Source organism: Micromonospora sp. NPDC005305, assembly GCF_040607315.1.
In the GTDB taxonomy this organism is placed as follows: domain Bacteria; phylum Actinomycetota; class Actinomycetes; order Mycobacteriales; family Micromonosporaceae; genus Micromonospora.
Genome location: NZ_JBEXGL010000006.1, coordinates 258,055 through 284,544, shown reverse-complemented (window position 1 = coordinate 284,544; position 26,490 = coordinate 258,055). Strand labels below are relative to the sequence as shown.

General features: G+C 74.0%; 23 protein-coding genes. 17 read left to right on the top strand and 6 right to left on the bottom strand.

Annotated elements, in window-relative coordinates:
- Window positions 1-41 precede the first annotated feature (41 nt).
- From iolD to iolC, 4 genes are read right to left on the bottom strand one after another with little or no spacing between them, the layout of a single operon-like run.
- A complete protein-coding gene (iolD, locus tag ABZS80_RS13490) occupies window positions 42-1,886 on the bottom strand; it encodes a 3D-(3,5/4)-trihydroxycyclohexane-1,2-dione acylhydrolase (decyclizing) (RefSeq protein WP_355055967.1) in 1,845 nt (614 codons plus the stop codon).
- Window positions 1,886-2,782, bottom strand: coding sequence for a 5-deoxy-glucuronate isomerase (gene iolB, locus ABZS80_RS13485; protein WP_355055966.1), 897 nt, complete (start codon window positions 2,780-2,782; stop codon window positions 1,886-1,888). Before iolB ends, iolD begins: the two co-directional genes overlap by 1 nt.
- Entirely contained in the window at window positions 2,779-3,666 is an 888-nt protein-coding gene (locus ABZS80_RS13480) for an aldolase (protein WP_355055965.1), read from the bottom strand. Before ABZS80_RS13480 ends, iolB begins: the two co-directional genes overlap by 4 nt.
- Window positions 3,663-4,634: a 5-dehydro-2-deoxygluconokinase gene (iolC, locus tag ABZS80_RS13475; protein ID WP_355055964.1), complete on the bottom strand. Its 972-nt coding sequence runs from the start codon at window positions 4,632-4,634 to the stop codon at window positions 3,663-3,665. Before iolC ends, ABZS80_RS13480 begins: the two co-directional genes overlap by 4 nt.
- Window positions 4,635-4,822: 188 nt before the next feature.
- Here iolC and ABZS80_RS13470 point away from each other — a divergent pair, with 188 nt between their 5' ends.
- From ABZS80_RS13470 to ABZS80_RS13430, 9 genes are all read left to right on the top strand, one after another.
- Window positions 4,823-5,560, top strand: coding sequence for a GntR family transcriptional regulator (locus ABZS80_RS13470; protein WP_355055963.1), 738 nt, complete (start codon window positions 4,823-4,825; stop codon window positions 5,558-5,560).
- 154 nt (window positions 5,561-5,714) lie between these two features.
- Window positions 5,715-7,112 carry an extracellular solute-binding protein gene (locus ABZS80_RS13465; protein ID WP_355055962.1) on the top strand — a complete coding sequence of 466 codons (1,398 nt, stop codon included), beginning with the start codon at window positions 5,715-5,717 and terminating at the stop codon, window positions 7,110-7,112.
- Window positions 7,087-8,034, top strand: a complete 948-nt coding sequence (locus ABZS80_RS13460; RefSeq protein ID WP_225853522.1) for a sugar ABC transporter permease — start codon at window positions 7,087-7,089, stop codon at window positions 8,032-8,034. Before ABZS80_RS13465 ends, ABZS80_RS13460 begins: the two co-directional genes overlap by 26 nt.
- A complete protein-coding gene (locus tag ABZS80_RS13455; protein ID WP_225853523.1) occupies window positions 8,031-8,903 on the top strand; it encodes a carbohydrate ABC transporter permease in 873 nt (290 codons plus the stop codon). The genes ABZS80_RS13460 and ABZS80_RS13455 overlap by 4 nt, the downstream gene beginning before the upstream one ends.
- Entirely contained in the window at window positions 8,903-10,054 is a 1,152-nt protein-coding gene (locus ABZS80_RS13450) for an ABC transporter ATP-binding protein (RefSeq protein WP_355055961.1), read from the top strand. Before ABZS80_RS13455 ends, ABZS80_RS13450 begins: the two co-directional genes overlap by 1 nt.
- Before the next feature lie 2 nt (window positions 10,055-10,056).
- Window positions 10,057-11,265, top strand: coding sequence for a CehA/McbA family metallohydrolase (locus ABZS80_RS13445; protein ID WP_355055960.1), 1,209 nt, complete (start codon window positions 10,057-10,059; stop codon window positions 11,263-11,265).
- The gene (locus ABZS80_RS13440) at window positions 11,256-12,164 is read left to right on the top strand and encodes a sugar phosphate isomerase/epimerase (RefSeq protein WP_355055959.1); all 909 of its coding nucleotides are present in this window, start codon (window positions 11,256-11,258) and stop codon (window positions 12,162-12,164) included. Before ABZS80_RS13445 ends, ABZS80_RS13440 begins: the two co-directional genes overlap by 10 nt.
- On the top strand, window positions 12,161-13,303 hold the full coding sequence (locus ABZS80_RS13435) for a Gfo/Idh/MocA family oxidoreductase (protein WP_355055958.1): 1,143 nt from the start codon (window positions 12,161-12,163) through the stop codon (window positions 13,301-13,303). The genes ABZS80_RS13440 and ABZS80_RS13435 overlap by 4 nt, the downstream gene beginning before the upstream one ends.
- Complete coding sequence (locus ABZS80_RS13430; RefSeq protein WP_355055957.1) at window positions 13,303-16,050, top strand: hypothetical protein; 2,748 nt, start codon at window positions 13,303-13,305, stop codon at window positions 16,048-16,050. The genes ABZS80_RS13435 and ABZS80_RS13430 overlap by 1 nt, the downstream gene beginning before the upstream one ends.
- Window positions 16,051-16,056: 6 nt before the next feature.
- Here ABZS80_RS13430 and ABZS80_RS13425 read toward each other — a convergent pair whose 3' ends face one another.
- Window positions 16,057-16,977, bottom strand: coding sequence for a hypothetical protein (locus tag ABZS80_RS13425; RefSeq protein ID WP_355055956.1), 921 nt, complete (start codon window positions 16,975-16,977; stop codon window positions 16,057-16,059).
- A gap of 310 nt (window positions 16,978-17,287) precedes the next feature.
- Here ABZS80_RS13425 and ABZS80_RS13420 point away from each other — a divergent pair, with 310 nt between their 5' ends.
- The 3 genes from ABZS80_RS13420 (at window position 17,288) to ABZS80_RS13410 (ending at window position 18,677) form a co-directional block, all read left to right on the top strand.
- Window positions 17,288-18,145: a zinc metalloprotease gene (locus ABZS80_RS13420; RefSeq protein WP_355055955.1), complete on the top strand. Its 858-nt coding sequence runs from the start codon at window positions 17,288-17,290 to the stop codon at window positions 18,143-18,145.
- Window positions 18,146-18,208: 63 nt separating this feature from the next.
- A complete protein-coding gene (locus ABZS80_RS13415; RefSeq protein WP_355055954.1) occupies window positions 18,209-18,334 on the top strand; it encodes a hypothetical protein in 126 nt (41 codons plus the stop codon).
- A 166-nt stretch (window positions 18,335-18,500) separates the two neighbouring features.
- Entirely contained in the window at window positions 18,501-18,677 is a 177-nt protein-coding gene (locus ABZS80_RS13410; RefSeq protein WP_355055953.1) for a hypothetical protein, read from the top strand.
- A gap of 9 nt (window positions 18,678-18,686) precedes the next feature.
- Here the strand turns inward: ABZS80_RS13410 and ABZS80_RS13405 are convergent, their stop codons facing one another.
- Entirely contained in the window at window positions 18,687-18,989 is a 303-nt protein-coding gene (locus ABZS80_RS13405; protein WP_355055952.1) for a GNAT family N-acetyltransferase, read from the bottom strand.
- 144 nt (window positions 18,990-19,133) lie between these two features.
- Here ABZS80_RS13405 and ABZS80_RS13400 point away from each other — a divergent pair, with 144 nt between their 5' ends.
- The 5 genes from ABZS80_RS13400 to glnA all read left to right on the top strand — a co-directional run bounded on the left by ABZS80_RS13400 (window position 19,134) and on the right by glnA (window position 26,478).
- Entirely contained in the window at window positions 19,134-20,651 is a 1,518-nt protein-coding gene (locus ABZS80_RS13400; RefSeq protein ID WP_355055951.1) for a cellulose binding domain-containing protein, read from the top strand.
- Window positions 20,652-20,909: 258 nt separating this feature from the next.
- Window positions 20,910-23,063, top strand: coding sequence for an RNA polymerase recycling motor ATPase HelR (gene helR, locus ABZS80_RS13395; RefSeq protein ID WP_355055950.1), 2,154 nt, complete (start codon window positions 20,910-20,912; stop codon window positions 23,061-23,063).
- Window positions 23,064-23,152: 89 nt separating this feature from the next.
- Complete coding sequence (locus tag ABZS80_RS13390; RefSeq protein ID WP_355055949.1) at window positions 23,153-23,683, top strand: sigma-70 family RNA polymerase sigma factor; 531 nt, start codon at window positions 23,153-23,155, stop codon at window positions 23,681-23,683.
- Complete coding sequence (locus ABZS80_RS13385) at window positions 23,676-24,938, top strand: sialidase family protein (RefSeq protein ID WP_355055948.1); 1,263 nt, start codon at window positions 23,676-23,678, stop codon at window positions 24,936-24,938. Before ABZS80_RS13390 ends, ABZS80_RS13385 begins: the two co-directional genes overlap by 8 nt.
- A gap of 115 nt (window positions 24,939-25,053) precedes the next feature.
- Window positions 25,054-26,478, top strand: coding sequence for a type I glutamate--ammonia ligase (glnA, locus tag ABZS80_RS13380; RefSeq protein ID WP_355055947.1), 1,425 nt, complete (start codon window positions 25,054-25,056; stop codon window positions 26,476-26,478).
- Window positions 26,479-26,490 lie beyond the last annotated feature (12 nt).

Below are 26,490 nucleotides of genomic sequence, written 5' to 3'. Positions count from 1 at the left end.
CCATCGTGACAGGCCCGGGACCGGAAGAACGAGGAAACCGGTCAGGCGGGCCGCAGGTGGGTGCGCCGGGTCTTGCGCCCCGCCTCGTACGCCGCCCGGGCGGCCCGCCCCTCCACCGTGGTCGAGACCTCGGCGACCGGCACGTCCCACCAGGCGCCGGCGTCCGGTCCGGCCTCGAACCGGTCGGTCCGCACGTGCACCACCGTGGTCCGGGTGGCCGCCTTCGCCGTCGCCAGCGCCGCCCGGAGCTGCGCCATGGTGGACACCCGGATCAGGTCGGCGCCGAGGCTGGCCGCGTTGGCGCCGAGGTCGACGGGCAGTGGCTCCCCGCCCCGGTCGGTGTAGGCGGTGCCGAGCCGGTGCGCGCCGACGCTCTCGGACAGCCGGCCGATCGAGGCGAAGCCGGAGTTGTCGACCAGCACCACGACCAGCTTGACGCCCTCGGCGACCGCGGTGGCCAGTTCGCTGGGCAGCATGAGGTAGGAGCCGTCGCCGACCAGCACGAACACCTCGCGCTCCGGCGCGGCCAGCTTCACCCCGATCCCGCCAGGGATCTCGTAGCCCATGCAGGAGTAGCCGTACTCGACGTGGTAGCTCTTCGGATCCGCGCTGCGCCACAGCCGGTGCAGGTCGCCGGGCATCGACCCGGCGGCGCACACCACCACGCCGCGCGGGCCGGCGGCGTCGTTGACCGCGCCGATCACCGCGGTCTGGGTGGGCCGGGCGTCCGGGTCGGCGTGCCGGGCGCGGTCCGCGATGGCCGTCCACCGCTCGCGCAGCCGGGCCACCGACTCGCGGTACGCGGGCTCGGTGGTCCAGCCGGCGCAGGCCCCGCCGAGGGCGGTGAGGCTCTCCCGGGCGTCGCCGACGATCTGCGTGCCGGACAGTTTCGCCGCGTCGAAGCGGGTGACGTTGAGGTTGACGAAGCGCGTGCCGTCGCCGAACAGGGTGCCGGAGGCGGTGGTGAAGTCGCTGTAGCGGGTGCCCACCCCGATGACCACGTCCGCGCCGGCCGCGATCTCGTTGGCGGCGGTGGTGCCGGTGACCCCGACCGCGCCGAGGGCGAGCGGGTGGTCGTGCCGCAGCGCGCCGGCGCCGGCCTGGGACTCGGCGACCGGCACCCCGTGTTCCTCGGCGAACCGGCGCAGCGCCCCGGTCGCCCCGCTGTAGATCACCCCACCGCCGGCCACCAGCAGTGGCCGGCGGGCCGCCCGCACGATCCCGGCCGCCCGGGCCAGCGCGGTCTCGTCGGCGCGGGGGCGCGGCACGTGCCAGACCCGTTCGGCGAACAGCTCGTCGGGCCAGTCGTACGCCTCGGCCTGCACGTCCTGCGGCAGGGCGAGGGTGACGGCGCCGGTGTCCGCCGGGTCGGTCAGCACCCGCATGGCGGCCAGCAGCGCGGCGGGCAGCTGTTCCGGCCGGTTGATCCGGTCCCAGTAGCGGGAGACCGGCCGCAGCGCGTCGGTGACGCTGACGTCGTAGGAGCGCGGGTCCTCCAGCTCCTGGAGCACCGGGTTGGCGACCCGGGTGGCGAAGATGTCGCCGGGCAGCAGCAGCACCGGCAGCCGGTTGATGGTGGCGCCGGCGGCGCCGGTGACCAGGTTCGTGGCGCCGGGGCCGATGGAGGTGGTGCAGGCCAGGGTGCTGAGCCGGTCGGTCATCCGGGCGTACGCCGCGGCCGTGTGCACCATGCCCTGCTCGGTGCGGCACAGGTGGTACGGCAGGTCGGCGCCGGCGGTGGCCAGCGCCTCGCCGAGCCCGGCGACGTTGCCGTGGCCGAAGATGCCGAAGCAGGCCGGGACCAGTCGTTGCCGCCGCCCGTCGCGCTCGGAGAACTGCCGGGCCAGGAACGCCACGACCGCCTGCGCCACCGTCAACCTGGGCATCACGCCTCTTTCGTTCCGGGCCGGGTCAGCGGCAGCCGCGGGTCCACCGGCTGGCCGGCCCAGCTGCCCCGGATCCAGCCGTGCCGGGGATCGTCCACACAGGCCATGGTCCGGGCGGCCCCGGGTCCGGCCAGCACGTTGAGGTAGTAGAGGTCGTAGCCCGGTGCGGCCATCGACGGCCCGTGGTAGCCGTACGGGACGAGCACCACGTCGCCGGTGCGCACCTCGGCCAGCACGTCGATGGGCCGGTCGTCGGTGCCGTAGACCCGCTGGTAGCCCACCGGCCCCTCGCCGGGCGCCGCGCCTGCCACCTCGAAGTAGTAGACCTCCTCCAGCGCCGCCTCGACCCGCCCGTCGCCGTACGCCCGCTCCTGCTCGTGCTTGTGCGGCGGGTACGACGACCAGTTGCCGCCGGGCGTGAGCACCTCCACGGCGACCAGCCGGTCGCAGTCGAAGGCGTCCGGGGCGCAGAAGTTGTTGACCTGCCGGCTGGCCGGGCCGGCGCCGCGCAGTTCCACCGGCACGTCCCGGGCCGCGCCGTAGCGGGGCGACAGCCGGCGGGTGGCCCGCGCCGACGGCAACGCGAAGCGTCCCGCGCCGCGGATCGTCACCTCGGCGTCGCGGGGCAGGTAGGCGAAGTCGGTAACCGCGGCGAACACCGACGTCCGGCCGGTCAGGGCGAGGCGCAGCCCGTCGCAGTGCACGGTGGCGGCGCCGGCCAGCGGCAGCACCAGCATCTCCTCGTCGCCGGTGGCGAAGCTGGCCTCGCCGCCGGCGGGCAGGGTGAGCACCCGCAGCCCGGCGTAGGTCCAGCCGGCCCGCTCGGGGGTGACCTCCAGCGCCCACGGTCCCCGGGCCACACCGCCCCAGGGCAGGTGGGCGTCCGGGGTCCTCACGCGTCCTGCCCGGTGGGCAGCAGCGAGCCGGCCAGGTCCACGGCGGCGGCCACATCGTCGTCGGGCGGGTAGAGCAGCGCGCGGCCGACGACCAGGCCGCGCACGCCGGGCAGCCGCAGCGCCCGCGCCCACCGCGCGTACACCACGTCGGGCGCCTCCACCGGGTCGCCGCCGAGGAGCAGGACCGGCAGCGTGGTCGCGGCCATCACCCGCTCCATCTCGTCGACGGCCGGCAGCTTCAACCAGGTGTACGCGCTGGTCGCGCCGAGCGCCTGCCCGACGCTGACGCCCTTGATGACCGCCTCCGGGCGCAGGTCGGCGCTGACCCGGCCGCCGTCGCGGGCCACCCAGAGCGGTTCGACGAGGGCCACGGTGCGGTGCGCGGCGAGGGCGGTGACCGCCCGGGCGCAGGCCTGGAGGGTGGAGGCGGTGGCCGGGTCGTCCGGGTCGATCCGGCAGAGCATCTTGCCGCCGTCGTAGCGCATCGCGGCGATGCTGTCGGCGTCGTAGGCGGTGAACCGGTCGTCGAGTTCGAAGGCGGCTCCGGACAGGCCGCCCCGGTTCATCGAGCCGATGGCCAGGCGGTTCTCCAGCGCCCCGAGCAGCAGCAGGTCCTCCAGGATGTCGGGGGTGCCGAGCACCCCGTCGACGCCGGGCCGGGACAGCGCCACCCGCAACCGGTCGAGCAGGTCCGCCCGCCCGGCCATGGCCATCGGCCGGTCGCGTACCCCGAGGGCGCCGCGGGCCGGGTGGTCGGCGGCGATGACGAACAGCGGCCGGCCCGGTTCGGGCCAGGGCCGGCGGGTACGGCGGGCGGCGGCTTCGGCGATCGCCTGCGGCCGGTGCGCCCGGGTGCGGGTCAGCGCGTCGTACTCGGTGCTCACCGGTCTTCTCCTGTCAGGACGGCCGTCGACGGCGCGGCGTCCCCAGCCAGCGCCGCCGTCTCGGCGTAGTCGGGCATGGCGGCGGAGCAGGCCAGGCGGGAGGCGACGATCGCGCCGGCGGCGTTGGCGAAGCGCATGGTCCGCTCCAGCGGCCAGCCGCGCAGCAGCCCCAGGCAGAGCGCGCCGCCGAAGGCGTCGCCGGCGCCCAGCCCGTTGACCACGTCCACCGGGACCGGCGGCACCCGTACGCTCTGCTCCGCGGTGCGGGCCAGCACGCCGGCCGGGCCGAGCTTGACCACGGCGAGCCGGGGCCCCCGTTCGAGCAGCAGGTCGGCGGCCCGGTCCGGGTCGCGGGTGCCGACCGCGACCTCCACCTCGTCGAGGTTGCCGACAGCGACGGTGACCCGGGGCAGCGCCTCGGCGACGGCCGCCGTCGCGGCGGCCGGGTCGGGCCAGAACATCGGCCGGTGGTCCAGGTCCAGCACGGTGTGCGGGCGGCCGGCCCGGGCGGCGAGCGCGGCGAGGTGCGCGTCCCGGCTGGGCTGCTGGCACAGGCCGGTGCCGGTGAGCCAGAAGACGCGGGCCGAGGTGATCGCGTCGAGGTCCAGCTCCTCGGGGCGGATCTGGAGGTCGGGGGCCGTGGGGGTGCGGTAGAACCACAGCGGGAAGTGGTCCGGTGGGAAGATCTCGCAGAAGGTGATGGGGGTGGGCAGCCCGTCGACCGGGTGGACCTGGCTGTCGTCCACACCGAACTCGCGCAGCGCCCGGTGCACGTAACCGGCGAAGGCGTCGGCGCCGGTGCGGGTGATCAGCCCGGCGCGCAGGCCCTGCCGGCTGGCCGCGACCGCCACGTTGGTGGGGCTGCCGCCGAGGAACCTGCCGAACGTCTCGACCTCGGCCAGCGGCGTGCCGATCTGCAACGGATAGATGTCCACCCCGACCCGGCCGATGGTGAGCACATCGAGCATGCGGCGCCCTCCGTCCCGGCCGGCGTCGGCGTGTCCGCCAGCTCGATTCCGTCCCTGATTGGTAACAGTGCTCTACGAGTTGTGTCAATGTGTTGTCATGACAACCGTGCTCTGCGCTCCGTGATCGCTTCGGTACAGTGGCGCGCATCAGCACGCCGATCCCGCGCAGCCGCAGCGAGGAGGATTCCGTGACCGGCCCCGAGATCGCGGTCGACCGCAGCAGCCCGGTCCCGCTCTACTTCCAGGTCGCGCAGCAGTTCGCCGCGGCGATCCAGCGCGGTGAGCTGGCCCCGGGGGATCGCCTGGACAGCGAGTTGCAACTGGCCGACCGGCTGGGGCTGTCCCGGCCCACCGTGCGGCAGGCCATCCAGCACCTCGTCGACAAGGGACTGATCATCCGCCGGCGCGGCGTGGGCACCCAGGTGGTGCGGGGCGAGGTCCGCCGGGCCGTCGAGCTGACCAGCCTGCACGACGACCTGGTCCGGGCCGGCCAGCGGCCGTCCACCTCGGTGCTGGAGCTGGCCACCGTGGCCTGCCCGCCGGCGGTCGCCGCCGCCCTCGGCGTGCCACCCGGCGGCGAGGTGCAGCACCTGCGCCGGCTGCGGTTCTCCGACGGGGAACCCCTTGCCCTCATGGAGAACTGGCTCCCGGTCGACCAGCCGCGGCTCACCATGGCGGCCCTGCAGGCCGACGGCCTCTACGCGATCCTGCGTGCCGGCGGGCGGCGGATCCGGGGCGCCCAGCAGCGGATCGGGGCGCGCGCCGCCACGGCCGCCGAGGCGCAGATGCTGGGCGAGCGGCGCGGCGCGCCCGTGCTCACCATGACCCGCACCGCGTACGACGACCAGGGCCGCTACGTCGAGCACGGCGCCCACATCTACCGGGCCAGCCGCTACTCCCTCGAGGTGACCGTCGCCGAGCGGTGACGGTGGATGTTTCGCGCTCATTTCAGTGACAGGTATTTACGTCGTCAAGCTGTCATGACATTGTGGCCGCAAGCACCGCCGGCGGCGGACATGCGGCCGGTGGGGCGACCCCGCGAGTCTCTTCGAAGTTCCTCCTTGCGAAGGGAAACAGCCCATGTCAGCCAAGCCGAGACGCGCCGCCGGCGTGCTCGCCGCGTTCACCGCCGTCGCCCTCACCGCCACGGCCTGCGGCGGCTCGGACGAGCCCGCCGGTAAGGACGCCAAGAACATCACCCTCACCATCTCCGCCAACTCCATCGTCGGGGGCAAGAACTCCGCCGGCGCGGAGTGGATCGAGAAATGGGTCATCCCCAAGTTCGTCGAGGCGCAAAAGGCCAAGGGCGTCACCGCCAAGGTGACGTTCGTGCCCAGCGGCGTCGACGACGAGCAGTACAAGACCAAGCTGGCCCTCGACCTGCGGTCCAAGGGCGGCGCCGACGTGATCGCCGTGGACGGCATCTGGGTCGGCGAGTTCGTCCAGGCCGGCTACCTCAAGCCGCTGTCCGAGGTCGCCGGGGACCAGGTCGACTCCTGGGAGGGCTGGTCCCAGATCCCGGAGACCGTGCAGGGCCTCGGCTCGTTCGAGGACAAGCGCTACGCCATCCCGCTCGGCACCGACGGCCGGGTCCTCTACTACAACAAGAAGCTCTTCGCCCGGGCCGGCCTGCCCGCCGACTGGCAGCCGAAGAGCTGGCAGGAGATCCTCGACGCCGGCGCCAAGCTCAAGGCGCTGCCCGGGGTGACGCCCATCCAGATCAACGCCGGCACCGCGATGGGCGAGGCCACCTCCATGCAGGGCGCGCTGCCGCTGCTGGCCGGCGCGGGCGGCGAGATCTGGAAGGACGGCAAGTGGTCCGGCGCCACCCAGCCGGTCAAGGACATGCTCGACTTCTACACCAAGGTCTACGGTGGCGGCCTGGGCGACCCGAAGCTCCAGCAGGAGGCCAAGGGGCGCGACAAGTCGTTCGCCGAGTTCGCCGCCGGCAAGATCGGCATCCTCGCCGAGGGCGACTACTTCTGGCGCAGCGTGGTCAACCCGACCACCGGCATCGCCAAGATGGCCGACCGGGACACCACCGTCGGCTACGCGATGATCCCCGCCAAGCAGCCCGGCGCCGGCATCCGCGGCCAGGACTTCGTCAGCATGTCCGGTGGCGGTGTGCGGACGCTCAACCCCAACTCCAAGTTCCCCTCGCAGGCGTGGGAACTGCTGTCGTTCATGCACTCGGCCGAGGCGGTCAAGGCCGAACTCGCCGGCGAGGCGCGCATCACCGCGCGCCAGGACGTCAACAAGGAGGTCCTCGCGGGCGACCCGATGCTGAGCTTCATCACCGAGAAGGTGCTGCCGGTGACCGCGTACCGGCCGCCGCTGGCGGTGTACCCGCAGGTGTCGGTGGCGCTGCAGGAGGCGACCGCCGCCGCCACGGCGGGCAAGAGCGCCGACGAGGCGGCCGCCGCGTACCAGAAGAAGGTCGAAGGGTTCGTCGGTGGTCCAGGTAACGTCACCTCCTGACGAGGTGGTCGAGGGAGCGCGCCCGGTCACGGGCGCCTCCCCGGCCCCCGACGCCGCCGGGCTCGGCCGGGCCCGGGCCACCGGTTTCCTCGTCCCGGCCATGGTGCTCATCCTGGTCTTCCTCGTGGTGCCGGCCGCCTGGACGATCTACCTGGGCGTGACCAACTACCGGCTGACCGGCCTGGCCGCCGCCCACCCCGAGGTCGTCGGCCTGGACAACTACACCCGGGCCCTGGGTGACGAGCGGTTCCGCACCTCCCTGCTGCTGACCCTGCAGTTCGTCCTCGGCTCGGCGGTGATCGGCCAGGCCGGTCTCGGCTTCGCCATCGCGTTCGCGCTGCGCGACCGCCGCGGCCCGCTGCGCCGGGTGGTCGAGGGGTTCGTCCTGCTCTCCTGGATCCTGCCCAGCTCGGTGGTCGCCTTCCTGTGGATCGCCCTGCTCGACCGGGACGCCGGCACGCTCAACGCGCTGCTCGGCATCCCCGGGACGGCGTGGCTGCTGGACCACCCGATGTTGTCGATCATCGTCTTCAACACCTGGCGCGGCACCGCGTTCTCGATGATGCTCTACGCCGCCGCGCTGGAGAACGTCCCCCGCTCGCACCTGGAGACCGCCCGGCTGGCCGGCGCCTCGACCTGGCAGCAGCTGCGCGACGTGGTCTTCCCCCGCATCCGCGGGCACGTGCTCACCAACCTGCTGCTGATCAGCCTCTGGACGTTCAACGACTTCGCGCCGTTCCTGATCACCGCCGGCGGGCCCGAGCAGCGCTCGGAGATCCTGCCGGTCTACGTCTACAAGGTGGCGCTCTCCGGCGGCGAACTCGGCTTCGGCGCCGCCATCTCGTTCGTCATGCTGCTGATCAACCTGGTCATCGCGCTGGTCTACCTGCGCATGCTGGGCCGGCGGAAGGAGTCGGCGTGACCACCGGCACGGCGCCCGCACCCACCACCGAGCCGACGGGGCCCACCGTGGCCGTACGCCACCTGCTCGCCCAGATCGGCCGCTACACGTTCCTCTGCGCCGTGCTGGCCTTCTTCGCGCTGCCGCTGCTGTGGCTGGCCACCGCCCCGTTCGACGACACCCCGACGGTCACCGCCTCGCTGCCGCGGTTCACCCTGGACAACTTCCGCGCGCTGCTGGACAACCCGTACGCGCTGAGTTCGCTGCTCAACTCGGTCTACCTGGCGGCCGGCACCGCGGCGCTGGTGGTGACGTTCGCGGCGCTGGCCGCGTACGCGCTGAGCCGGGTCCGGGTGCCCGGCCGCGACGCGCTGCTCTACGGGCTGCTGCTGCTGTCCTCGATCGTCACCGGCACCGCCACCATGGTGCCGCTGTTCGAGCTGGCCTTCCGGCTCAACCTGATCGATTCCCGGCTGGGCGTCATCCTGATCCTCAGCGGCGGGCTGCTGCCGGCGGCCATCTTCATCCTGAAGGACTTCATGGACTCCACCCCGACGTCCTATGAGGAGTCCGCCCGGGTCTTCGGCGCGAGCCCGTTGCAGATCATGCGGCACATCGTGGTGCCGCTGGTCCGCCCCGGCCTGGCCACCGTCGGCGTCTGGGCCGTGGCCAACGTCTGGGGCAACTTCCTGGTGCCGTTCCTGCTGCTGCGCGGGCCGGACAAGGCCCCCGCCGCGGTGATCATGTACACGCTCTACACCGAGGGCGGGCAGGCCGACCTGCGGCTGCTCTCCACCTTCTCGCTGCTCTACTCGCTGCCGGTGGCGCTCATGTTCGTCTTCGTCAGCAGCCGATACGGGTTCCGCTTCCACGGAGGGATCAAGCGCTGATGTCCGCCATCACCATGCGCGAGCTGACCAAGGTCTACCCCGGCGGGGTACGCGCCCTGGACGCCCTCGACCTGGAGATCGCCGACGGCGAGTTCTTCGCCCTGCTCGGCCCGTCCGGTTGCGGCAAGACGACCCTGCTGCGCACCATCGCCGGCCTGGAGGTCGCCTCCGGCGGTAGCGTGCGCATCGGCGAGCGCGACGTCACCAACCTGCCGCCGGGCAAGCGGGACGTGGCCATGGTCTTCCAGGACTACGCCCTCTTCCCGCACATGACCGTGCGGGACAACATCGCCTATCCGCTGCGGATCAAGAAGGTCGACCGGCGCAGCCGGGGCAGCAAGGCCGCCGACACCGCCGACGAGCTGGGCCTGTCCGGGCTGCTGGAACGCCGTCCGGGGCAGCTCTCCGGCGGCCAGCAGCAGCGCGTCGCCCTGGCCCGCGCGATGGCCTGCCACCCGCAGGTGTTCCTGCTCGACGAGCCGCTGTCCAACCTCGACGCCCGGCTGCGGCTGGAGGCCCGGACCTTCCTGAAGCGCCTCCAGCGGGAGCTGGGCGTCACCACCGTCTTCGTGACCCACGACCAGGCCGAGGCGCTGGCCCTGGCGGACCGGATCGCGGTCATGGAGGGCGGCCGGATCCGCCAGGTCGGCACCCCCACCGAGGTCTTCCGCCGCCCCGCCAACACCTTCGTGGCCGGCTTCATCGGCTCCACCCCCATGAACCTGATCGACGCGCGGGTGCGGGGCGACGAGCTGTCGGTGGCCCGGGCCGGGCTGCCGCTGCCCGACGACGCCCGGGGCCAGGTCACCGACGGCGAGCGGCTGGTCTACGGCATCCGACCCGAATATCTCGACTACTCCCCCACGGCGGTCCCCGGCGCGCTGACCGGCGAGGTCGTCGTCGTGGAGAACCTGGGCAGCGTCTCCCTGGTCTCGCTGGACGTGCCCGGCGAGGACACCGAGGAGACCGGCCCGGGGCGGACCAGCGTGCAGGTCGTCGTGGCCGAGGGCGGCGAACCCGAACCGGGCGACACCGGCTGGGCGGTGCCCCGCCCCGGCCGGTCCCTGCTCTACCGCGACGGGAACCTGGTCACCGCCGCCGCCACGGCCGGCGTACCGGCCCCCCGCACCGACGCCGCCGTCCGGAGCTGACCGTGGTCGTGCACCGCGGCAGGTGGACCCTGCAGGACCGGGCCGACGACCTGCTGCGGGCGCTGCCGGTCAGCGTCGCACCCGGCACCGCCGCGCTCACCGTCCGGCTGGACTATCCCCGCGGCGCCGGGGTGCTCGATTTGGGCTGCGTCGGGCCGGACGGCTTCCGCGGCTGGTCGGGCGGCGCCCGCGACGGTTACACCGTGGCCGCCGGCTGGGCCACCCCCGGCTACCTGCCGGGCGAGCTGGAACCCGGCGAGTGGCAGGTGCTGCTGCGGTTGCACCGCATCCCACCGGACGGGCTGGACTACGAGGTCACCGCCACCACCAGCACCAGGCCGCCGCCCGCGCCCGCCGCACCGGCGGCGCCGCCGTGCCCGGACCGCCCGCCCCGCCGGGACCTGCCCGCCGTCGACGGCCGGCGCTGGCTCGCCGGCGACCTGCACGCGCACACCGTGCACAGCGACGGCAGCCAGACCATCGACGAGCTGGCCGCGCTCGCCGCCGCCCGCGGCCTGGACTTCCTCGCCGTCACCGACCACAACACCGTCAGCCACCACCCGTGGCTGCCGGACGCCTCCACCCGCTACGGCATCAGCCTGCTGCCCGGCCAGGAGGTGACCACCGACCGGGGACACGCCAACGTGTTCGGGCCGGTGGGCTGGATCGACTTCCGCCGCCCGCCGGACGAGTGGCTCGCCGCCGCCCGGCGCGACGGCGGGCTCATGTCGGTCAACCACCCCCTCGGCGGTGACTGCGCCTGGCGCCAGCCGCTGGCCGACCGCACCCCACTGGTCGAGGTGTGGCACTCCGGCTGGTGGGACCGCACCTGGGGTGCCCCGCTGGCCTGGGCGCGGGCCTGGCGGCCGGACGTCGTGGCGATCGGTGGCAGCGACTTCCACCGCCCCGGCGACGACGCGCCGCCCGGCTCCCCCACCACCTGGGTGCTCGCCGACCCCGACCGCGCGCCCGGCGACGCCGTGCTGGACGCGCTGCGCGGCGGCCGTACCGCGATCTCCGCCGACCCCGGCGGGCCGCTGCTGCTGCGCCTCGGTGACGAACTGCTGGCGCTCGACGCCGACGGCGCGCTGCTGGCCTACCCGGACGGCAAGCACCGGCTGGTCCGCGGCGACCGGTGCCTGCTGCCGGCCGGCGACGGGCTGCACGTCCTGGAGTCCCACCGCATGGAGGTGATCGCACTGTGCAGCTGACCGCACGCACGCGGGTGGCCGGCGCCCCCGTCAACTACGGCATCTACCAGCCCACCGGGGCGCCCGTCGGCCCCGACGACCTGCTCGCGGCACTGGCCCGCGACGGCTACACCGGGGTGGACTCCGGCCCGATCGGCTACCTCGGCACCGGCGAGACCCTCGCCCGGCGGCTGGCCGCGTCCGGCATCGGGCTGGCCGGCGGCTGGGTCGACCTGCGGTTCGCCGACCCGGCCGGCTTCGCCGAGGACCTGACCCAGCTCGACGCCGCGCTCGACGTGTTCACCGCCGCGCCGGTCGACGACCCCCGGTTCGCGCCCCGGCCGACCCTGGCCTGCCCCGGCAACCCGGGCCGGATGGCCCGGCCGGGCATGCCGACCGACCTGGCGTCGGCGCTGCCCGCCGCGGCCTGGCCGGACTTCGCCGCCCGGGTGCAGCAGGCCGCCGACCGGTGCCGCGACCGCGGCCTGGAGCCGGTGTTCCACTACCACCTCGGCACCGACGTGGAGACCGAGGCGGAGGCCGACCGGCTGCTCGAGCTGACCGACATCGCCATCTGCCTGGACACCGGGCACCTCGCGCTGGCCGGCGGCGACCCGGTGGCCGCCGCACGCCGCTGGGCCGGCCGCATCGGCCAGGTGCACCTGAAGGACGCCGACCTCGCCGCCCACGCCCGGACCCGGGCGGCCGGCGGCGGTCTCATGGACATGGTCGCGGCCGGCGGTTTCTGCGCCCTGGGCCGCGGCGACGTCGACCTCGCCGGGGTCTTCGCCGCGCTCGACGACATCGGCTACACCGGCTGGCTGGTGGTCGAGCAGGACGCCCCCGAGGACGGGGACCTCGACTGGATCCGCGCCGACCAGTACGCCAACCGGCGGTGGCTCGAGGAGGCGCTGCGATGACCGAGCCCGGCAAGCGGATCCGGATCGCGGTGGCCGGGCTGGGCATCATCGCCCGCACCGTGCACCTGCCGCTGCTGCAACGCCGCGGCGACCTGTTCGAGATCGTCGCCCTGGCCGACCTGTCCCCGTCCCGGATGACCGAGCTGGGCGAGCGGTACGGCGTCGAGCCCGCCCGCCGCTACGCCGACGCGGCCCGGATGGTCACCGACGGCGGCTGCGACGCGGTGCTGCTGGCCACCTCCGGCTCGCACGGCGACCTGGCCGCGCTGGCGCTGCGCGCCGGCCTGCCGGTGCTGTGCGAGAAGCCGCTGGCCTACACCCTCGCCGAGACGGCCCGGCTGGCCGAGCTGGACACCCGCGGCCCGGCGCTGATGGTCGGCTACATGAAGCAGTACGACCCGGCGGTGGCCGAGGCCGCGCGACTGCTCGCGGAACTCGGCGGCGCGGAGCGGGTGCACGCCGTGGAGGTGACCGTGCTGCACGCCGGCGGCGACCGCCAGCTGCGCTTCGCCAACCTGCCCCCGGCCGCCGGCGACGTGCCGGCCGGGGAGGCGGCCCGGCTGTCCGCCGCCGACCGGGCGCTGCTCGACGCCGCCGTCGGCGCCGACCCGGGCGCCCGCACCCTCTACCAGATCCTGATCAACAGCATCTCGCACGACCTGTCCCTGCTGCGGCTGTTCACCGGGGCGCCGGCCACCGTGGAGCAGGTCGCCACGTGGCCGCTCCCGGACGGCCCGGCCGAGCCCTCGGTGGAGATCAGCGGGCGGCTGCCGGACGGCGCCCGCTACGGCATCCGGTGGCTCAACCTGCCGGACTACCCCGCCTACCGGGAGACGGTCACCCTGCACCACGCCCGCGGCTCGCTGGAGCTGGTGTTCCCCTCGCCGTACCTGCTCAACGCGCCGACCACGCTGACCGTGGTGGACGAGCACGGCGGCGGCGAGCGGCGGGCCGCGTACCGGTCGGTGACCGAGGCGTTCGAGCAGGAGCTGGTCGCGTTCCACGCGATGGTCACCGCGGGCGCCGCGCCGCTGACCGGCATCGCCGAGGGCGCGGCCGACGTACGGACCAGCCAGCAGGTGGTACGCCGCTACGGTGAGCTGACCGGGGCCGCGATCGGCGGAGAGGCGGCGAGCTGATGACGCGACCGACCGAGATCATCGTGGTGCCCCACACCCACTGGGACCGGGAGTGGTACGAGCCGTTCCAGCGGTTCCGGCTGCGGCTCGTGGCGCTGCTGGACGACGTGTTCGACCGGATGGAGCGTGACCCGCGGCAGCGGTTCACCCTCGACGGGCAGCTCGCCGCGGTCGACGACTACCTGGAGGTCCGCCCGGAGCGGCGGGAGCAGGTGATCGACCTGGTCCGGGCCGGCCGGCTGTCGGTGGGCCCCTGGCAGATCCTGCTCGACGAGTTCCTCTGCTCCGGGGAGAACATCGTCCGCAACCTCGAACGCGGGCTGACCCGCAGCGCCGAGCTGGGCGGCGCCATGCCGGTCGGCTACCTGCCCGACATGTTCGGCCACATCGCGCAGATGCCGCAGATCCTGGCCGGCGCCGGGCTGGCCCACGCCTGCGTGTTCCGCGGCGTGCCCGAGCGGGTGCACCGTCACGCGTTCGCCTGGCAGGCGCCCGACGGCACCACGATCCGCACGCAGTACCTGCCCGGCGGCTACGGCAACGGGGCCGCGCTGATGGAGAACGCCGGGCAGGTCACGCGCCGGGCCGGTGACCTCGCCGACCGGCTCGCCGAATGGCGGCCGGACGGTGACGACACCCCGGTGCTTGCCATGTACGGCACCGACCACGCCGCCCCGGCGCCGGACGCCCCGGACCTGCTGGCCACCGCGGACGTCGCCGGCACCCGGCTGCGGCTGGGCACCCTCGCCGAGTACTTCGCCACCCAACCGGCCACCGCCGACGGCCTGCCCGTGGTGCGTGGCGAACTGCGCTCGCACGCCCGGGCCAACATCCTGCCCGGCGTGATCTCCGTCCGCGCGCACCTGAAGCAGGCGATGAACCGCGCCGAGCGGCGCGTCGAACGGTACGCCGAACCGCTCGCCGCGCTCACCCACGACGGGTCCGTGCAGCGCTTCCTCGACATGGCCTGGACCCGGCTGATCGACGCGAGCTGCCACGACTCGGTGACCGGTTGCGGCTGTGACGAGACGGCCGAACAGGTCGCCGCCCGGCTCGCCGAGGCCGACCAGCTCGGCCGGGCGGTCTGCGACCTGGTCGGCGCGCGGCTGTCGGCCGCCGTGCCCCGGGACGGCTACCTGCTGTTCAACCCCACCCCGGCGGCGCGTACCGCGCTGGTGTGCCTGGATGTGGAGACGCCGGCCGACGGCGCCGTGGCGCTCGCCGACGCCGCCGGCCGCAGCGTGGCCACCCAGGTCCTCGACCGGGGCCGCACGCTGCTCGCCGACGACGTCGTGCCGGCCGCCGACCTGCCGGCCGTGCTCACCCGGGTGCACGGCCGGGAGCTGTACGGCCAGGAGGTCACGGCCTGGTCGGTGTCGCCCGACGACGCCACCCTCACCTTCGAGGTGGCCCGGCACGGGGATCCGGCCTTCGACGTGGAGGACGTCCGGCTGGCGCTCGCCGCCGCCGCGCAGCCGGACCGGTGGCGGGTACGCATCCTCGCCGCGCCCCGGGCCACCGTCGCCGCCCTGGTCGATGTGCCGCCGCTGGGGCGGGCCGCGGTCCGGCCGGTGCCGCTGCCGGCGACCGCGACGCCTGCGTCCGACCCGGTCACGGTGGCCGGCCGCAGCCTCGACAACGGCCTGCTCCGGGTCGACGTCGCCGAGGACGGCACCCTGGCGCTGTCCACCCCGGACGGGGTGACCGTGGAGGGGGTGGGCCGGATCGTCGACGGCGGCGACGTGGGCGACAGCTACAACTACGCCCCGCCGGCCGCCGACGAGCTGGTGGACAAGCCGCGGGCCGTGCGGACCGTGGTGCGCCACGACGGGCCGCTGGTGGCCGTCCTGGAGGTGGTACGCGAGTACCGCTGGCCGGTGGCCGCGGACGTCGACGCGGGCTCCCGCGCCGTGGACCGGGAGCCGATCGCCGTGACCACCCGGGTCGAGCTGCGGCGCGGCGAGGGCTTCGTCCGGCTGCGCGTCGAGTTCGACAACCGCTGCGACGACCATCGGGTGCGGCTGCACCTGCCGCTGCCGTCGCCGGCCGACACGTCGTACGCCGAGGGTCAGTTCGCCGTGGTGGGGCGCGGCCTGACGGCCGAGGGTGGTGGCGGTGAGGTGCCGCTGCCCACCTTCCCGGCCAACGGGTTCGTCGCGGCCGGCGGGCCGGACGGCGCGCTCGCCGTGCTGCTGACCCAGCCCACCGAGTACGAGCTGACCGACGCCGGCCGCGAGCTGGCGGTCACCGTGCTGCGGTCGATCGGGATGCTGTCACGCAACCGGCACGCGCTGCGTGACGAGCCCGCCGGCCCGCAGTTGCCCACGCCGCAGGCGCAGTGCCGCGGCCTCCGCACGGTCGAGCTGGCGGTGCTGCCCTACCGGGGCGCCTGGCACGAGGCGGGGGTGCTGGCGGCGGCCGAGGCGTACCGGCACGAGGTGCTGGCGTTCCCGGGCGCCGCCGACCCGGCCACCGCGCTGCCCGCGCCGGCGGTCGGGCTCTCCGTCGGCGGTCCGGGCGTCGCGGTGACCAGCGTCCGGGACCGGGCGGGCCGCACCGAGGTGCGCCTGGTGGCGCAGGCCCCGGTCGACACCACCGCCGTGCTCGGCGGCGCGACGGTCCGCGGGGCCTGGCGGGCCGACCTGCTCGGCCGGCCCGGCGAGCAGCTCACCGTCGACGGTGACGGGCTGGTCCGGCTGCCCCTGCGCGCCTGGGAGATCGCCACGGTGCAGCTCGACCTGAACTGACCCGGCTCACCCCGCGCGGGGCGCGGGCGGCACGGCGTTGTCGACGTCGAGCAGCCCGGCGTCGACGACGGCCCGGCTCAGCGGCCGGGTCAGGTCGGCGAGGCGGGCGCAGCCGTCGGCGCCGAGCACCGCGTACGCGGGGGTGGCGAGCCGGTCCGTGGCCGCCTCGATCCAGGCGCGCTGCGCCCGTCCGCGGTCGGTCAGGATCGGCTCGTCGCCCTCGACCAGCCCGCGCCCGCGCAGCCGCTCGATCGCGCCCGCCCACTGCTCGCCGGTCCAGCCCCGCGTGCGGCGCAGGAAGCGGACCGGCACCTCGCCGGAGGCGACGTGCAGCACCAGTGCCTCCAGCCCGGTCAGGCCGGCGAGCACCAGGGCGGCCACGTGCCCGTCGCCGCGGAACTCCCGCAGCAGGGTCTGGGCCTGCCAGAGGATCAGGTGCGGCCGGTCCGGCCAGGGCAGCGCGGCGTGGGCGGCGAACAGCGGCCGCCCCTCGGGGTGCGCCGTGGCGGATTCGGCGGCGCGCCGGGCCAGCTCGGCGGCCTCGACCAGCTCGGGGGCCCGCACCGCCTCGCCGAGCGCCCGGGTCAGGGCCGCGTCGGCGGCATCCCACCGGGCTGCCAGCACGGCGGCCGGCGTCGCCCGCTCCCAGGCGGCGGGCAGCACCCGGGCCACGAGGTCCGGGCTGAAGTTGAAGAAGCTGGCCACCACCGGGCCGGGGCCGACCGGTCCCAGGGCGGCCGCGCGGGAGGCGAAGTAGCCGGCCGGGGCGGGGAGGCCGAGGGCGGCGTACCGCTCGTGCGCCTCCGGCACGAAGTAGATCATCGCGTGCAGGGGCTCGGTCACCCGCCAGGCGCGGCGCACGACGGCTGGGTCGAGCGCCGCCGGCTGCTGCCCGCCCGGATCCGCGAGAGCTGTCAGGTCCGCCATGTCACTGCCTTCCGCCGAGAACGTTACCGACCGGTAGGTTCCCATGCCGGCGGCGGCCTGTCACCCGCCGGGTGCGAAGGCGACCTGATGGGGCCTTTTGCTGAGGTCAACGGCGTGTTCTCATACCGGGACGACGATGTCACCGACCGGCTGGCGGCCGCCTCCGTCCATCCGGGCCGGTGACACCATCCCGGCGAAAGGTGCAACGATGCACAGAAGACCAACGTTCCAACTGGCGGTCCTGACCGCCACCGCGGCGACATTCCTGGGGGCCGGCGGAGCATCCGCGGCGGCGGGCACGGCAGCGTCCGTGACCGCCTCCGCAGGCGTGACGGCGTGCGCCCCAGGCGAGGGGCACGGCGCGGCGCGGGTGAGCAAGGGCGCCACCGCGCAGGAGCCCGAGCTGTATGCCAAGAACGAGGCGAACGCCTATGGCGTGATCAAGGATTCGCCCCGCCTGCCCAACGGCAGCGTCACCGTGCCCACGGTCTTCCACATGGTCTCCGACCACGCCCTCAGCGCGGCCGAGACCAACCGGTGGAAGACCCTGATCGCGGCGCAGATGACGGTGCTCAACGACTCGTACGCCGGCCGCACGGCGGCGGACGCCTCCGACACCCCGTTCCGGTTCTCGCTGGTCGGGACGACGTGGACGGTGAACAGCGACTGGTACACGGTCGTGCCCGGCAAGAACGAGCGCGACATGAAGAAGGCGTTGTACACCGGCGACGCCCGCACCTTGAACGTGTACGCGGCCAACATCGGCGGCGGCCTCCTCGGCTGGGCGTACTTCCCGAAGGGTTACAACAACGGCCGGGACTACATCGACGGCGTCGTGATGCTCGACGAGTCGATGCCGGGCGGAACGGCGGGCAAGTACGCCCTGGGCGACACGCTGACGCACGAGGTCGGGCACTGGCTGATGCTGGAACACACGTTCGCGCACGGGTGCTCCGCCTCGGGCGACTTCGTGGCGGACACCCCTCGGGAGGCGGGGCCGCAGTTCGACTGCCCGATCGGCGCGGACACCTGCACCGCACCCGGGCTGGACCCGATCCACAACTTCATGGACTACACGCAGGACTCCTGCATGAACATGTTCACGGCCGGACAGGCGGACCGGATGAGTGACGCCTGGGTGGCGTTCCGGGCCGGCGGCGGCAAGTAGCACCGGTTGTCGGGGGTTGGCGGGCCGCGACCGGCCCGCCAACCCCTTCCGGTACGCCGTCACGTGGGCGCCCTCGTTCCCGCTCTCGGCGTCGCGGTGATCGCCGCGTTCATCCCCTTCTACTGGCTGCCGATCCGGGGCGAGACCGGCCGCGCGGGCCCCCGGCGCGGCCGGGCGGATCCGGTGTGACGGCGGCGGCCGGACGGGACTTCACCCGGGCGGTGGCGAAGTTCCGAAACGTCCCGAACGGCCGGTCCGACGCCCTCATCATGACAACGGGACAGGACGCGAGCGCCAGGAGGCAACGACAATGAAGCGTCGACGGAGCAGGCGGCGGTCGCTGCTGCAGGCAGCGATGATCACATTGACCGCGGTGGCGGCGGCGGCAGCGGTGGTCCGCGCCGGGCGCCGGCACGCCGTGGCAGAGAGCCCGGCGGTCGCCCTTCCGGTCCGCGGGGGCGACGGCACGGAGACCGCGATCTCGTCGCCGCCGCTCGGCGCGTCGCCGGTCCTCACCCGCTCGGCGGAGTGAGGCCGTCCGCTATTTGACCTTGCGGGTCGAGCGGGCCACGATGCCGTCGTACTCGGGGTGCTTCTCCAGCCAGCCGCTCAGGAAGGGGCAGATCGGCACCACGGTCCGCCGGTTGGCCCGCGCGTCGTCCATGACGGCCCGGGCCAGGAGCGAGCCGACGCCCTGCCCCTCGAACTCCGGGGCGACCTCGGTGTGGGTGTAGGCGATGATGGTGCCGGTCAGCTGGTAGGTGACCAGGCCGGCCGTCGCGCCCGTCTCGTCCCGCGCCTCGAACCGTTCCCGCTCGGGCACGTCCGTCACCGTGAAACCCATCCCGCCATCCAACCACGGTGCGCCGCCATCCACCGGCGGAAGTGACCACGGCGACAGAGGGTCCTGGACAGCTACAGTTAACAAACCTAATAATTGTGCATCCGTCGATACGTCCGACGGCCCACCCCGTACCGGGAGGACCGGATGCACCGCACCGCCCGTACCCCGTTCCTGGCCGCCCTCGCGGCGCTCGCCACCGCCGCCGCGACCGTGGCGCTCGCCGCACCGGCGCTGGCCGCCGGCCCCACCGCCACCTTCGCCAAGACCTCCGACTGGGGCACCGGCTGGGAGGGCAAATACACGATCACCAACGGCGGCGCCAGCACCATCACCGGCTGGCAGGTCGCCTTCACCCTGCCGGCGGGCACCACCCTCGGCTCGTACTGGGACGCCACGGTCAGCAGCGTCGGCCAGCGGCACACGTTCACGAACCGGTCCTGGAACGGCACCGTCGCCCCCGGCGCCTCGGTGTCGTTCGGCTTCCTCGCCACCGGGTCCGGCTCGCCCACCGACTGCACCCTCAACGGCGCACCGTGCGGCGGCGGCAACCCGACCACCCCGCCGACGACCACCGCACCGCCGACCACGACCCCGCCCACCACGCCACCGCCGACGACCCCGCCGCCGGCCGGCGGGCTGCCGAAGCACGCGCTGATCGGCTACCTGCACGCCAGCTTCGCCAACGGCTCCGGCTACCTGCGGATGGCCGACGTGCCCGCCGACTGGGACATCGTCAACCTGGCCTTCGGTGAGCCCACCTCGGTCTCCTCCGGCGACATCCGCTTCCAGCTCTGCCCCGTCGCCGAGTGCCCCACCGTCGAGAGCGAGGCGGAGTTCACCGCCGCCATCCGGGCCAAGCAGCAGCAGGGCAAGAAGGTGCTGCTGTCCATCGGCGGCCAGAACGGGCAGGTCCAGCTCACCACGCCCGCCGCCCGGGACACCTTCGTCCGGTCCGTGTCCGCGATCATCGACCGGTACGGCCTCAACGGCCTCGACATCGACTTCGAGGGCCACTCCCTCTACCTGAACGCAGGCGACACCGACTTCCGCAACCCCACCACCCCGGTGGTCGTCAACCTCATCGCGGCCATCCGGACCCTGAAGCAGCGCTACGGCGCCGGGTTCGTCCTCACGATGGCGCCGGAGACGTTCTTCGTGCAGCTCGGCTACCAGTTCTACGGGCCGGGCCCCTGGGGCGGGCAGGATCCCCGTGCCGGGTCGTACCTGCCCGTGATCCACGCCCTGCGCGACATCCTCACGGTGCTGCACGTGCAGGACTACAACTCCGGCCCGATCGTCGGGCTGGACAACCAGTACCACACCATGGGCGGCGCGGACTTCCACATCGCGATGACCGACATGCTGCTCGCCGGTTTTCCGGTCGCCGGGAACGCCGGCGCCGTCTTCCCGCCGCTACGGGAGGACCAGGTCGCCTTCGGCGCGCCGTCGTCGACCAGCGCCGGCAACGGCTACGTCGCCCCGGCCGGCGTGCAGCAGGCGGTCACCTGCCTGGTCCGGGGCCAGAACTGCGGCGGCTACACACCGCGCAGCGGCACCAACCCGGGCTTCCGCGGCCTGATGACGTGGTCGATCAACTGGGACCGGTACTACGGCTGGGAGTTCCGTCTCCAGCACGGTCCGTTCCTGAAGGCGCTGCCCTGACCGCGCCGGCGCCCCAGGGGTCGCACCGAGCGGGCCCGGGGCGCCGGCCTCGACACGAAAAAAAGGGAGCACCTGCTCCCTTCCACCTCCAACGTATACCGCACCGGGGGGCTTGCGGCAAGACCCCGGTGGTGCCGCAGAATCACCGGCCGAAGCCGTCCACCTGCGGAAACGGGGTGGCGGACCGGCGCCGGTGACCCGGCGGCGCCGCCGCGGCCCCAGATCGGAAATGGTGCGTTGAATCCCCTGACCAGCAGCGTGTTCGACCTTCCCGACCGTCTCTCGCCCAAGGCCGACCCGACCCTGATCGCCCGCGACGAGGAGCACTTCGCGGCCATGGCGGAGAGCATCGAGCGGTTGGCCGCCGACCTGTCCGACCGCCTCGACGCCGCGCGCCGGGCGCCCGGCGGCAAGGGCCGGCAGGCGTCCGACCGGGACGAGGAGGTCCGCCGGCTGACCGCCCGGCTGCGCACCCTGCGCCGCTACGGCGTGGACCTGTGCCTGGGACGCATGGTCGGCGCCGACGGCAGCGAGCCCGTGTACATCGGACGGCGCGGCCTCACGGACAGCGCGGGTCGGCGCCTGCTGCTCGACTGGCGCTCCCCCGCGGCCGAGCCGTTCTTCGGCGCGACCCACGCCAACCCGATGGGCCTGGCGAGCCGCCGCCGGTACCGCTGGACGCAGGGCCGGATCACGGACTACTGGGACGAGGTGTTCACCTCCGACGGGTGGGACGGGCACGCCGCGCTCGACGACCAGTCCGCCTTCATCGCCAGCCTGGGCGGCAGCCGGTCGAACCGGATGCGGGACGTGCTCGGCACCATCCAGGCCGACCAGGACGCCATCATCCGGGCCGGATCCCGCGGCGCCCTCGTCGTGGACGGCGGTCCGGGCACCGGGAAGACCGTCGTGGCCCTGCACCGCACCGCCTACCTCCTCTACGCCGACCCGCACCTCGGCCACCGCCGGGGCGGCGTGCTGTTCGTCGGGCCGCACCAGCCCTACCTCGCGTACGTCGGCGACGTCCTGCCCAGCCTCGGCGAGGAGGAGGTGCAGACCTGCACCCTGCGCGACCTCGTCCCCGAGGGCGCCGCCGCGACGGTCGAGACCGACCCGGACGTGGCACTCCTGAAGTCGTCCGCGCGGCTGGTGACGGCGATCGACGCGGCCGTCCGGTTCTACGAGGAGCCGCCGGCCACCGGGATGACCGTCACGACCGACGAGTCCGACATCTGGCTGAGCGCCGACGACTGGGCCGCCGCGTTCGACGCACCCGATCCCGGCACCCCGCACAACGAGGCGCGCGACCAGATCTGGGCGGAGCTGCTCACGATCCTCATGGACAAGCACGACGGCGACGAACCGGCCGACCAGCTCCGCCGGTCACTGCTGCGGAACCGGGAGCTGCGCACGGCCTTCCAGCGGGCGTGGCCGCTGCTCGAAGCGACCGACCTCGTCGGAGACCTGTGGTCGGTCCCCGCCTACCTGCGCAGGTGCGCCCCCTGGCTCAGCCCGGACGAGGTCCGGCGGCTGCAGCGTGCCGACGCCCGGGCCTGGACGGTGTCCGACCTGCCGCTCCTGGACGCGGCACGGCAGCGGCTCGGCGACCCCGAGGCGTCCGGGCGTCAGCGCCGGCACGACGCCACGGTGGCGGCCGAACGCGCACGCATGGCCACGGTCGTCGACGAGCTGATCGAGGCCCACGCCTACGACGACGGTGAAGGTGTGCTGTCGAGCCTGCGTCAACTGGACCTCCAGGACGCCCTGGTCGACGAGGCCGGGCTGCCCGGCGCCGACCCGGACCTGCTCGCCGGCCCGTTCGCGCACATCGTCGTGGACGAGGCCCAGGAGCTGACCGACGCCGAGTGGCAGATGCTCCTGCTCCGCTGCCCGTCCCGGAGCTTCACCATCGTCGGGGACCGCGCCCAGGCCCGGCACGGGTTCACCGAGTCGTGGCAGGAACGGCTCGAACGGATCGGGCTCGACCGGATCAGCCTGGCCACCCTGACCATCAACTACCGCACGCCGACGGAGGTCATGGCGGAGGCCGAGCCGGTCATCCGGGCCGTGCTCCCGGACGCCAACGTGCCGGCCTCCATCCGCGGCAGCGGCGTTCCCGTCGTACACGGATCCGTTTCCGACCTGGACTCGATCCTCGACACCTGGCTCGCCGCGCACCCCGAGGGGGTCGCCTGCGTCATCGGCGACCCGACGTTCCGGGAGACGCCCCGGGTCCGGTCGCTGACCCCGGAGCTGTCGAAGGGGCTCGAGTTCGACCTGGTCGTCCTCGTCGACCCCGAGGCGTTCGGCGGCGGCATCGAGGGAGCGGTGGACCGTTACGTCGCGATGACCCGGGCGACCCAGCAGCTCGTCATCCTCACCAGCGCCGGACGGGTGTCCGCCCGGCGGTGATGTCACCGCGCGGCCCGCCCGCCGGTCGTACCGGGTGGAGTGACCGACACGGGAGGGGACGATGTGGAGCCACAGCAACAGATCAGCAGGTGTACGCCACCTCGGCGGCCCGCCTCGTGGCGCAGGCGTACGCCATGACCGGTGACTACGCCGAGGCGCAGGACGTGGTGCAGGAGGCGTTCGTCCGGGCGCTGGCCCGGCCGGGACGGTTCCGCGAGGTGACCAACCCGGAGGCGTGGCTGCGGACGGTGGCGTTGAACGTCGCCCGGTCCCGGCACCGCCGCCGCATGCTGCTGCACGGGCTCGTCCGCTCCGGCCGCCTCGACCCGGGGCAGCCCAGCGCACCGGCGCTGTCGCCGGACCACGTCGCGCTGGTGGCGGCGCTGCAGAAGCTGCCGCGGGCGGCCCGGGAGACCGTCGTGCTGCACCACCTCGCCGACCTGCCCGTCAGCGAGGTGGCCCTCGCCATGGGCTGCTCGGTGGAGGCCGTGAAGACCCGGCTGGTCCGGGCCCGCCGCGCGCTGGCCGAGCAGCTCGGCGAGGACGACCCCGTCCCGCTGGCGCCGGCCGCCTCCGCTGGTGTCCCGACCCGCCCCGACCGGAAGGCCCGCCATGCCTGAGCTGAACTTCGCCGGCCTCAACGCGGCCGCCCAGGCCGGGTTCAAGCCGCACTTCGAGCAGGTCGTCGCCGCGGCCCGCCGGCGCCGTCGCCGGCGGCAGATCGTGACCGTCGCCACGGTCGCACTGCTGCTCGCCGGCTCCGGGGCCGCCGTGGCGGCCCGGTCCGGCGACTCCGGCCCGACGGTGGGCCGGTTCGCCGCCGACCGTACGCCGGAGTTCATCCCCGCCCCGGGTGGCACACCGACCCCGGGCACCGGCCCGCAGGTCGCCACCGGCCGGCCCGCCGCCGGCGACCTGACCCACGTCTACCTGGTCTGGACCGAGTGCCGGGGCTGTCCCCCGAGGTGGGCGGGCACCGACGACGGCGGCCGGCACTGGCGCACCGGTCCGCTGCCCGTGGCGGCCGACGCCACGGTGGAGCTGAGGGCGGCCGGACCGCGCACCGTGGTGGCCCGCTACCTGTCCCGGTCCGCCCCGGACGGCAGGTCCGCGCGGTGGATCGCCAGCGCCGACGGCGGGACCACCTGGCGCGAGGTGACCGTGCGGCCCGTGGACGCCCTACCGGCCGGCTGGCGGGTCCTCGGCCGGCAGCCCGGCCCCACGTACGACCCGATCATCGCCGCCGACCCGGCCACCGGCGACCTGGCGCAGCTCACCCGTAGGTCGGCCCTGCGCAACGCGGTGGTGGTCGAGAGCGTGCCCGCCGCGGCCGGTCTGTGGGTCAGCGGGTTCACCGGTGAGCGCACCGAGCACGACGGCCGGATCGTCGGCACCGGCGGCGCCGTGGAGGTGAGCCGCGACGGCGGTCGCACCTGGTCCCGGCACGAGTTCCCGGACGACCTGAGCGCCTCCGACGACGTCGGCGGCCCGGCGGTCGCCACCCGGGACGGCCGCACCGTCTACGCGCTCGGCCGGGTGCGCGGCGCCCTGGTGGTCTGGCGCAGCACGGACGGCGGAGGCACCTGGACGCGGACCGCCTCGACGGCCCCGGTCGGCGACCGCACGATCCGCGCGGCGGTGCGGCCCGACGGTGTGCTGGTGGTGCAGGCCGGCATCTCCGCCCGGGAGAACCCGCTGATGTTCGCCAGTTCCGACGCCGGCGCGACGCTGCGCCCCGCACCACTGGAGCCCGGCGCCGACCCCCGCCCGCTGCCCGACGGGTACGTGCAGACGGGCTGGCCGGACAGCAGGGGCGCCTGGCTCTCCACCGACGGCGTCACCTGGACGTGGCTCGACCCGCCCGAGCTGCCCTGAGCGGACCGGGTGCTCCCGGCGGTCCGGCCGCCGGGAGCACCCGATTCGGGTGTATGCGGGCTCAGAACGGGTAATCCCGGGCGCTCAACCGCCGTGTCGAGTGTCAGGGGGACGTGTGTTCGCCAATCCCGAGGAACTGTTGCGCTACCTCGCCAACGAGGACGTGAAGTTCGTCGACGTACGTTTCTGTGACCTGCCCGGCGTGATGCAGCACTTCAACCTGCCGGTCGAATCCGTCGACGACAGCCTGTTCACCGACGGCCTGGCCTTCGACGGTTCGTCGATCCGCGGCTTCCAGGCGATCCACGAGTCGGACATGCTGCTGCTGCCCGACGTGGCGACCGCCTTCATCGACCCGTTCCGCGCGCAGAAGACGCTGGCGTTGAACTTCTTCATCCACGACCCGTTCACCCGCGAGGCCTACTCCCGAGACCCCCGCAACGTGGCCAAGAAGGCCGAGGCGTTCCTCGCCGCCAGCGGCATCGCCGACACCGCCTACTTCGGCGCCGAGGCGGAGTTCTACATCTTCGACTCCATCCGCCACGAGACCTCCGCGCACCAGTCGTTCTACTACATCGACTCCATCGAGGGCGCCTGGAACTCGGGCCGCGAGGAGGAAGGCGGCAACCGGGGCTACAAGACCGCCTACAAGGGCGGCTACTTCCCCGTCCCGCCGGTGGACCACTACGCCGACCTGCGCGACGCCATGGTCCGCCGGCTCATCGACGCCGGGTTCACCGTGGAGCGTTCGCACCACGAGGTCGGCACCGGCGGCCAGTCGGAGATCAACTACAAGTTCTCCACCCTGCTGCACTCGGCCGACCAGTTGCAGCTGTTCAAGTATCTGATCAAGAACGAGGCATGGGCCGCCGGGAAGACGGCCACCTTCATGCCCAAGCCGCTGTTCGGGGACAACGGCTCGGGCATGCACACCCACCAGAGTCTCTGGCGGGGCGGTAAGCCGCTGTTCTACGACGAGACCGGCTACGCCGGCCTCTCGGACACCGCCCGCTGGTACATCGGCGGCCTCCTGCACCACGCGCCCTCGCTGCTGGCCTTCACCAACCCCACGGTCAACTCCTACCGGCGGCTCGTGCCCGGCTTCGAGGCCCCGGTCAACCTCGTGTACTCCCAGCGCAACCGCTCCGCCTGCACCCGCATCCCGGTCACCGGGGCCAACCCCAAGGCCAAGCGCGTCGAGTTCCGCGTCCCCGATCCGTCCAGCAACCCGTACCTCGCGTTCTCGGCGATGATGATGGCCGGCCTCGACGGCATCAAGAACAAGACCGAGCCGCCGGCCCCGATCGACAAGGACCTCTACGACCTGCCCCCGGAGGAATGGGGCGACGTCAAGCAGGTCCCCGGCAGCCTGCCCGCCGTCCTCGACGCGCTCGAGGCCGACCACGACTACCTGCTCGACGGCGGCGTGTTCACCCCAGACCTCATCTCCACCTGGCTCTCCTACAAGCGGACCAACGAGGTCGACCCGGTGCGCCTGCGCCCCACCCCGCACGAGTTCGCCCTGTACTTCGACTGCTGACGGCGGCCCGCC

Excerpts from the sequence above, each read along its gene's own strand:
- ABZS80_RS13400 (WP_355055951.1), top strand. The coding sequence starts at position 19,134 with ATGCACCGCACCGCCCGTACCCCGTTCCTGGCCGCCCTCGCGGCGCTC.
- iolD (WP_355055967.1), bottom strand. The coding sequence starts at position 1,886 with ATGCCCAGGTTGACGGTGGCGCAGGCGGTCGTGGCGTTCCTGGCCCGG.
- ABZS80_RS13410 (WP_355055953.1), top strand. The coding sequence starts at position 18,501 with ATGATCACATTGACCGCGGTGGCGGCGGCGGCAGCGGTGGTCCGCGCC.
- ABZS80_RS13405 (WP_355055952.1), bottom strand. The coding sequence starts at position 18,989 with ATGGGTTTCACGGTGACGGACGTGCCCGAGCGGGAACGGTTCGAGGCG.
- ABZS80_RS13450 (WP_355055961.1), top strand. The coding sequence starts at position 8,903 with ATGTCCGCCATCACCATGCGCGAGCTGACCAAGGTCTACCCCGGCGGG.
- iolC (WP_355055964.1), bottom strand. The coding sequence starts at position 4,634 with ATGCTCGATGTGCTCACCATCGGCCGGGTCGGGGTGGACATCTATCCG.
- ABZS80_RS13435 (WP_355055958.1), top strand. The coding sequence starts at position 12,161 with ATGACCGAGCCCGGCAAGCGGATCCGGATCGCGGTGGCCGGGCTGGGC.
- ABZS80_RS13430 (WP_355055957.1), top strand. The coding sequence starts at position 13,303 with ATGACGCGACCGACCGAGATCATCGTGGTGCCCCACACCCACTGGGAC.
- ABZS80_RS13425 (WP_355055956.1), bottom strand. The coding sequence starts at position 16,977 with ATGGCGGACCTGACAGCTCTCGCGGATCCGGGCGGGCAGCAGCCGGCG.
- ABZS80_RS13385 (WP_355055948.1), top strand. The coding sequence starts at position 23,676 with ATGCCTGAGCTGAACTTCGCCGGCCTCAACGCGGCCGCCCAGGCCGGG.
- ABZS80_RS13465 (WP_355055962.1), top strand. The coding sequence starts at position 5,715 with ATGTCAGCCAAGCCGAGACGCGCCGCCGGCGTGCTCGCCGCGTTCACC.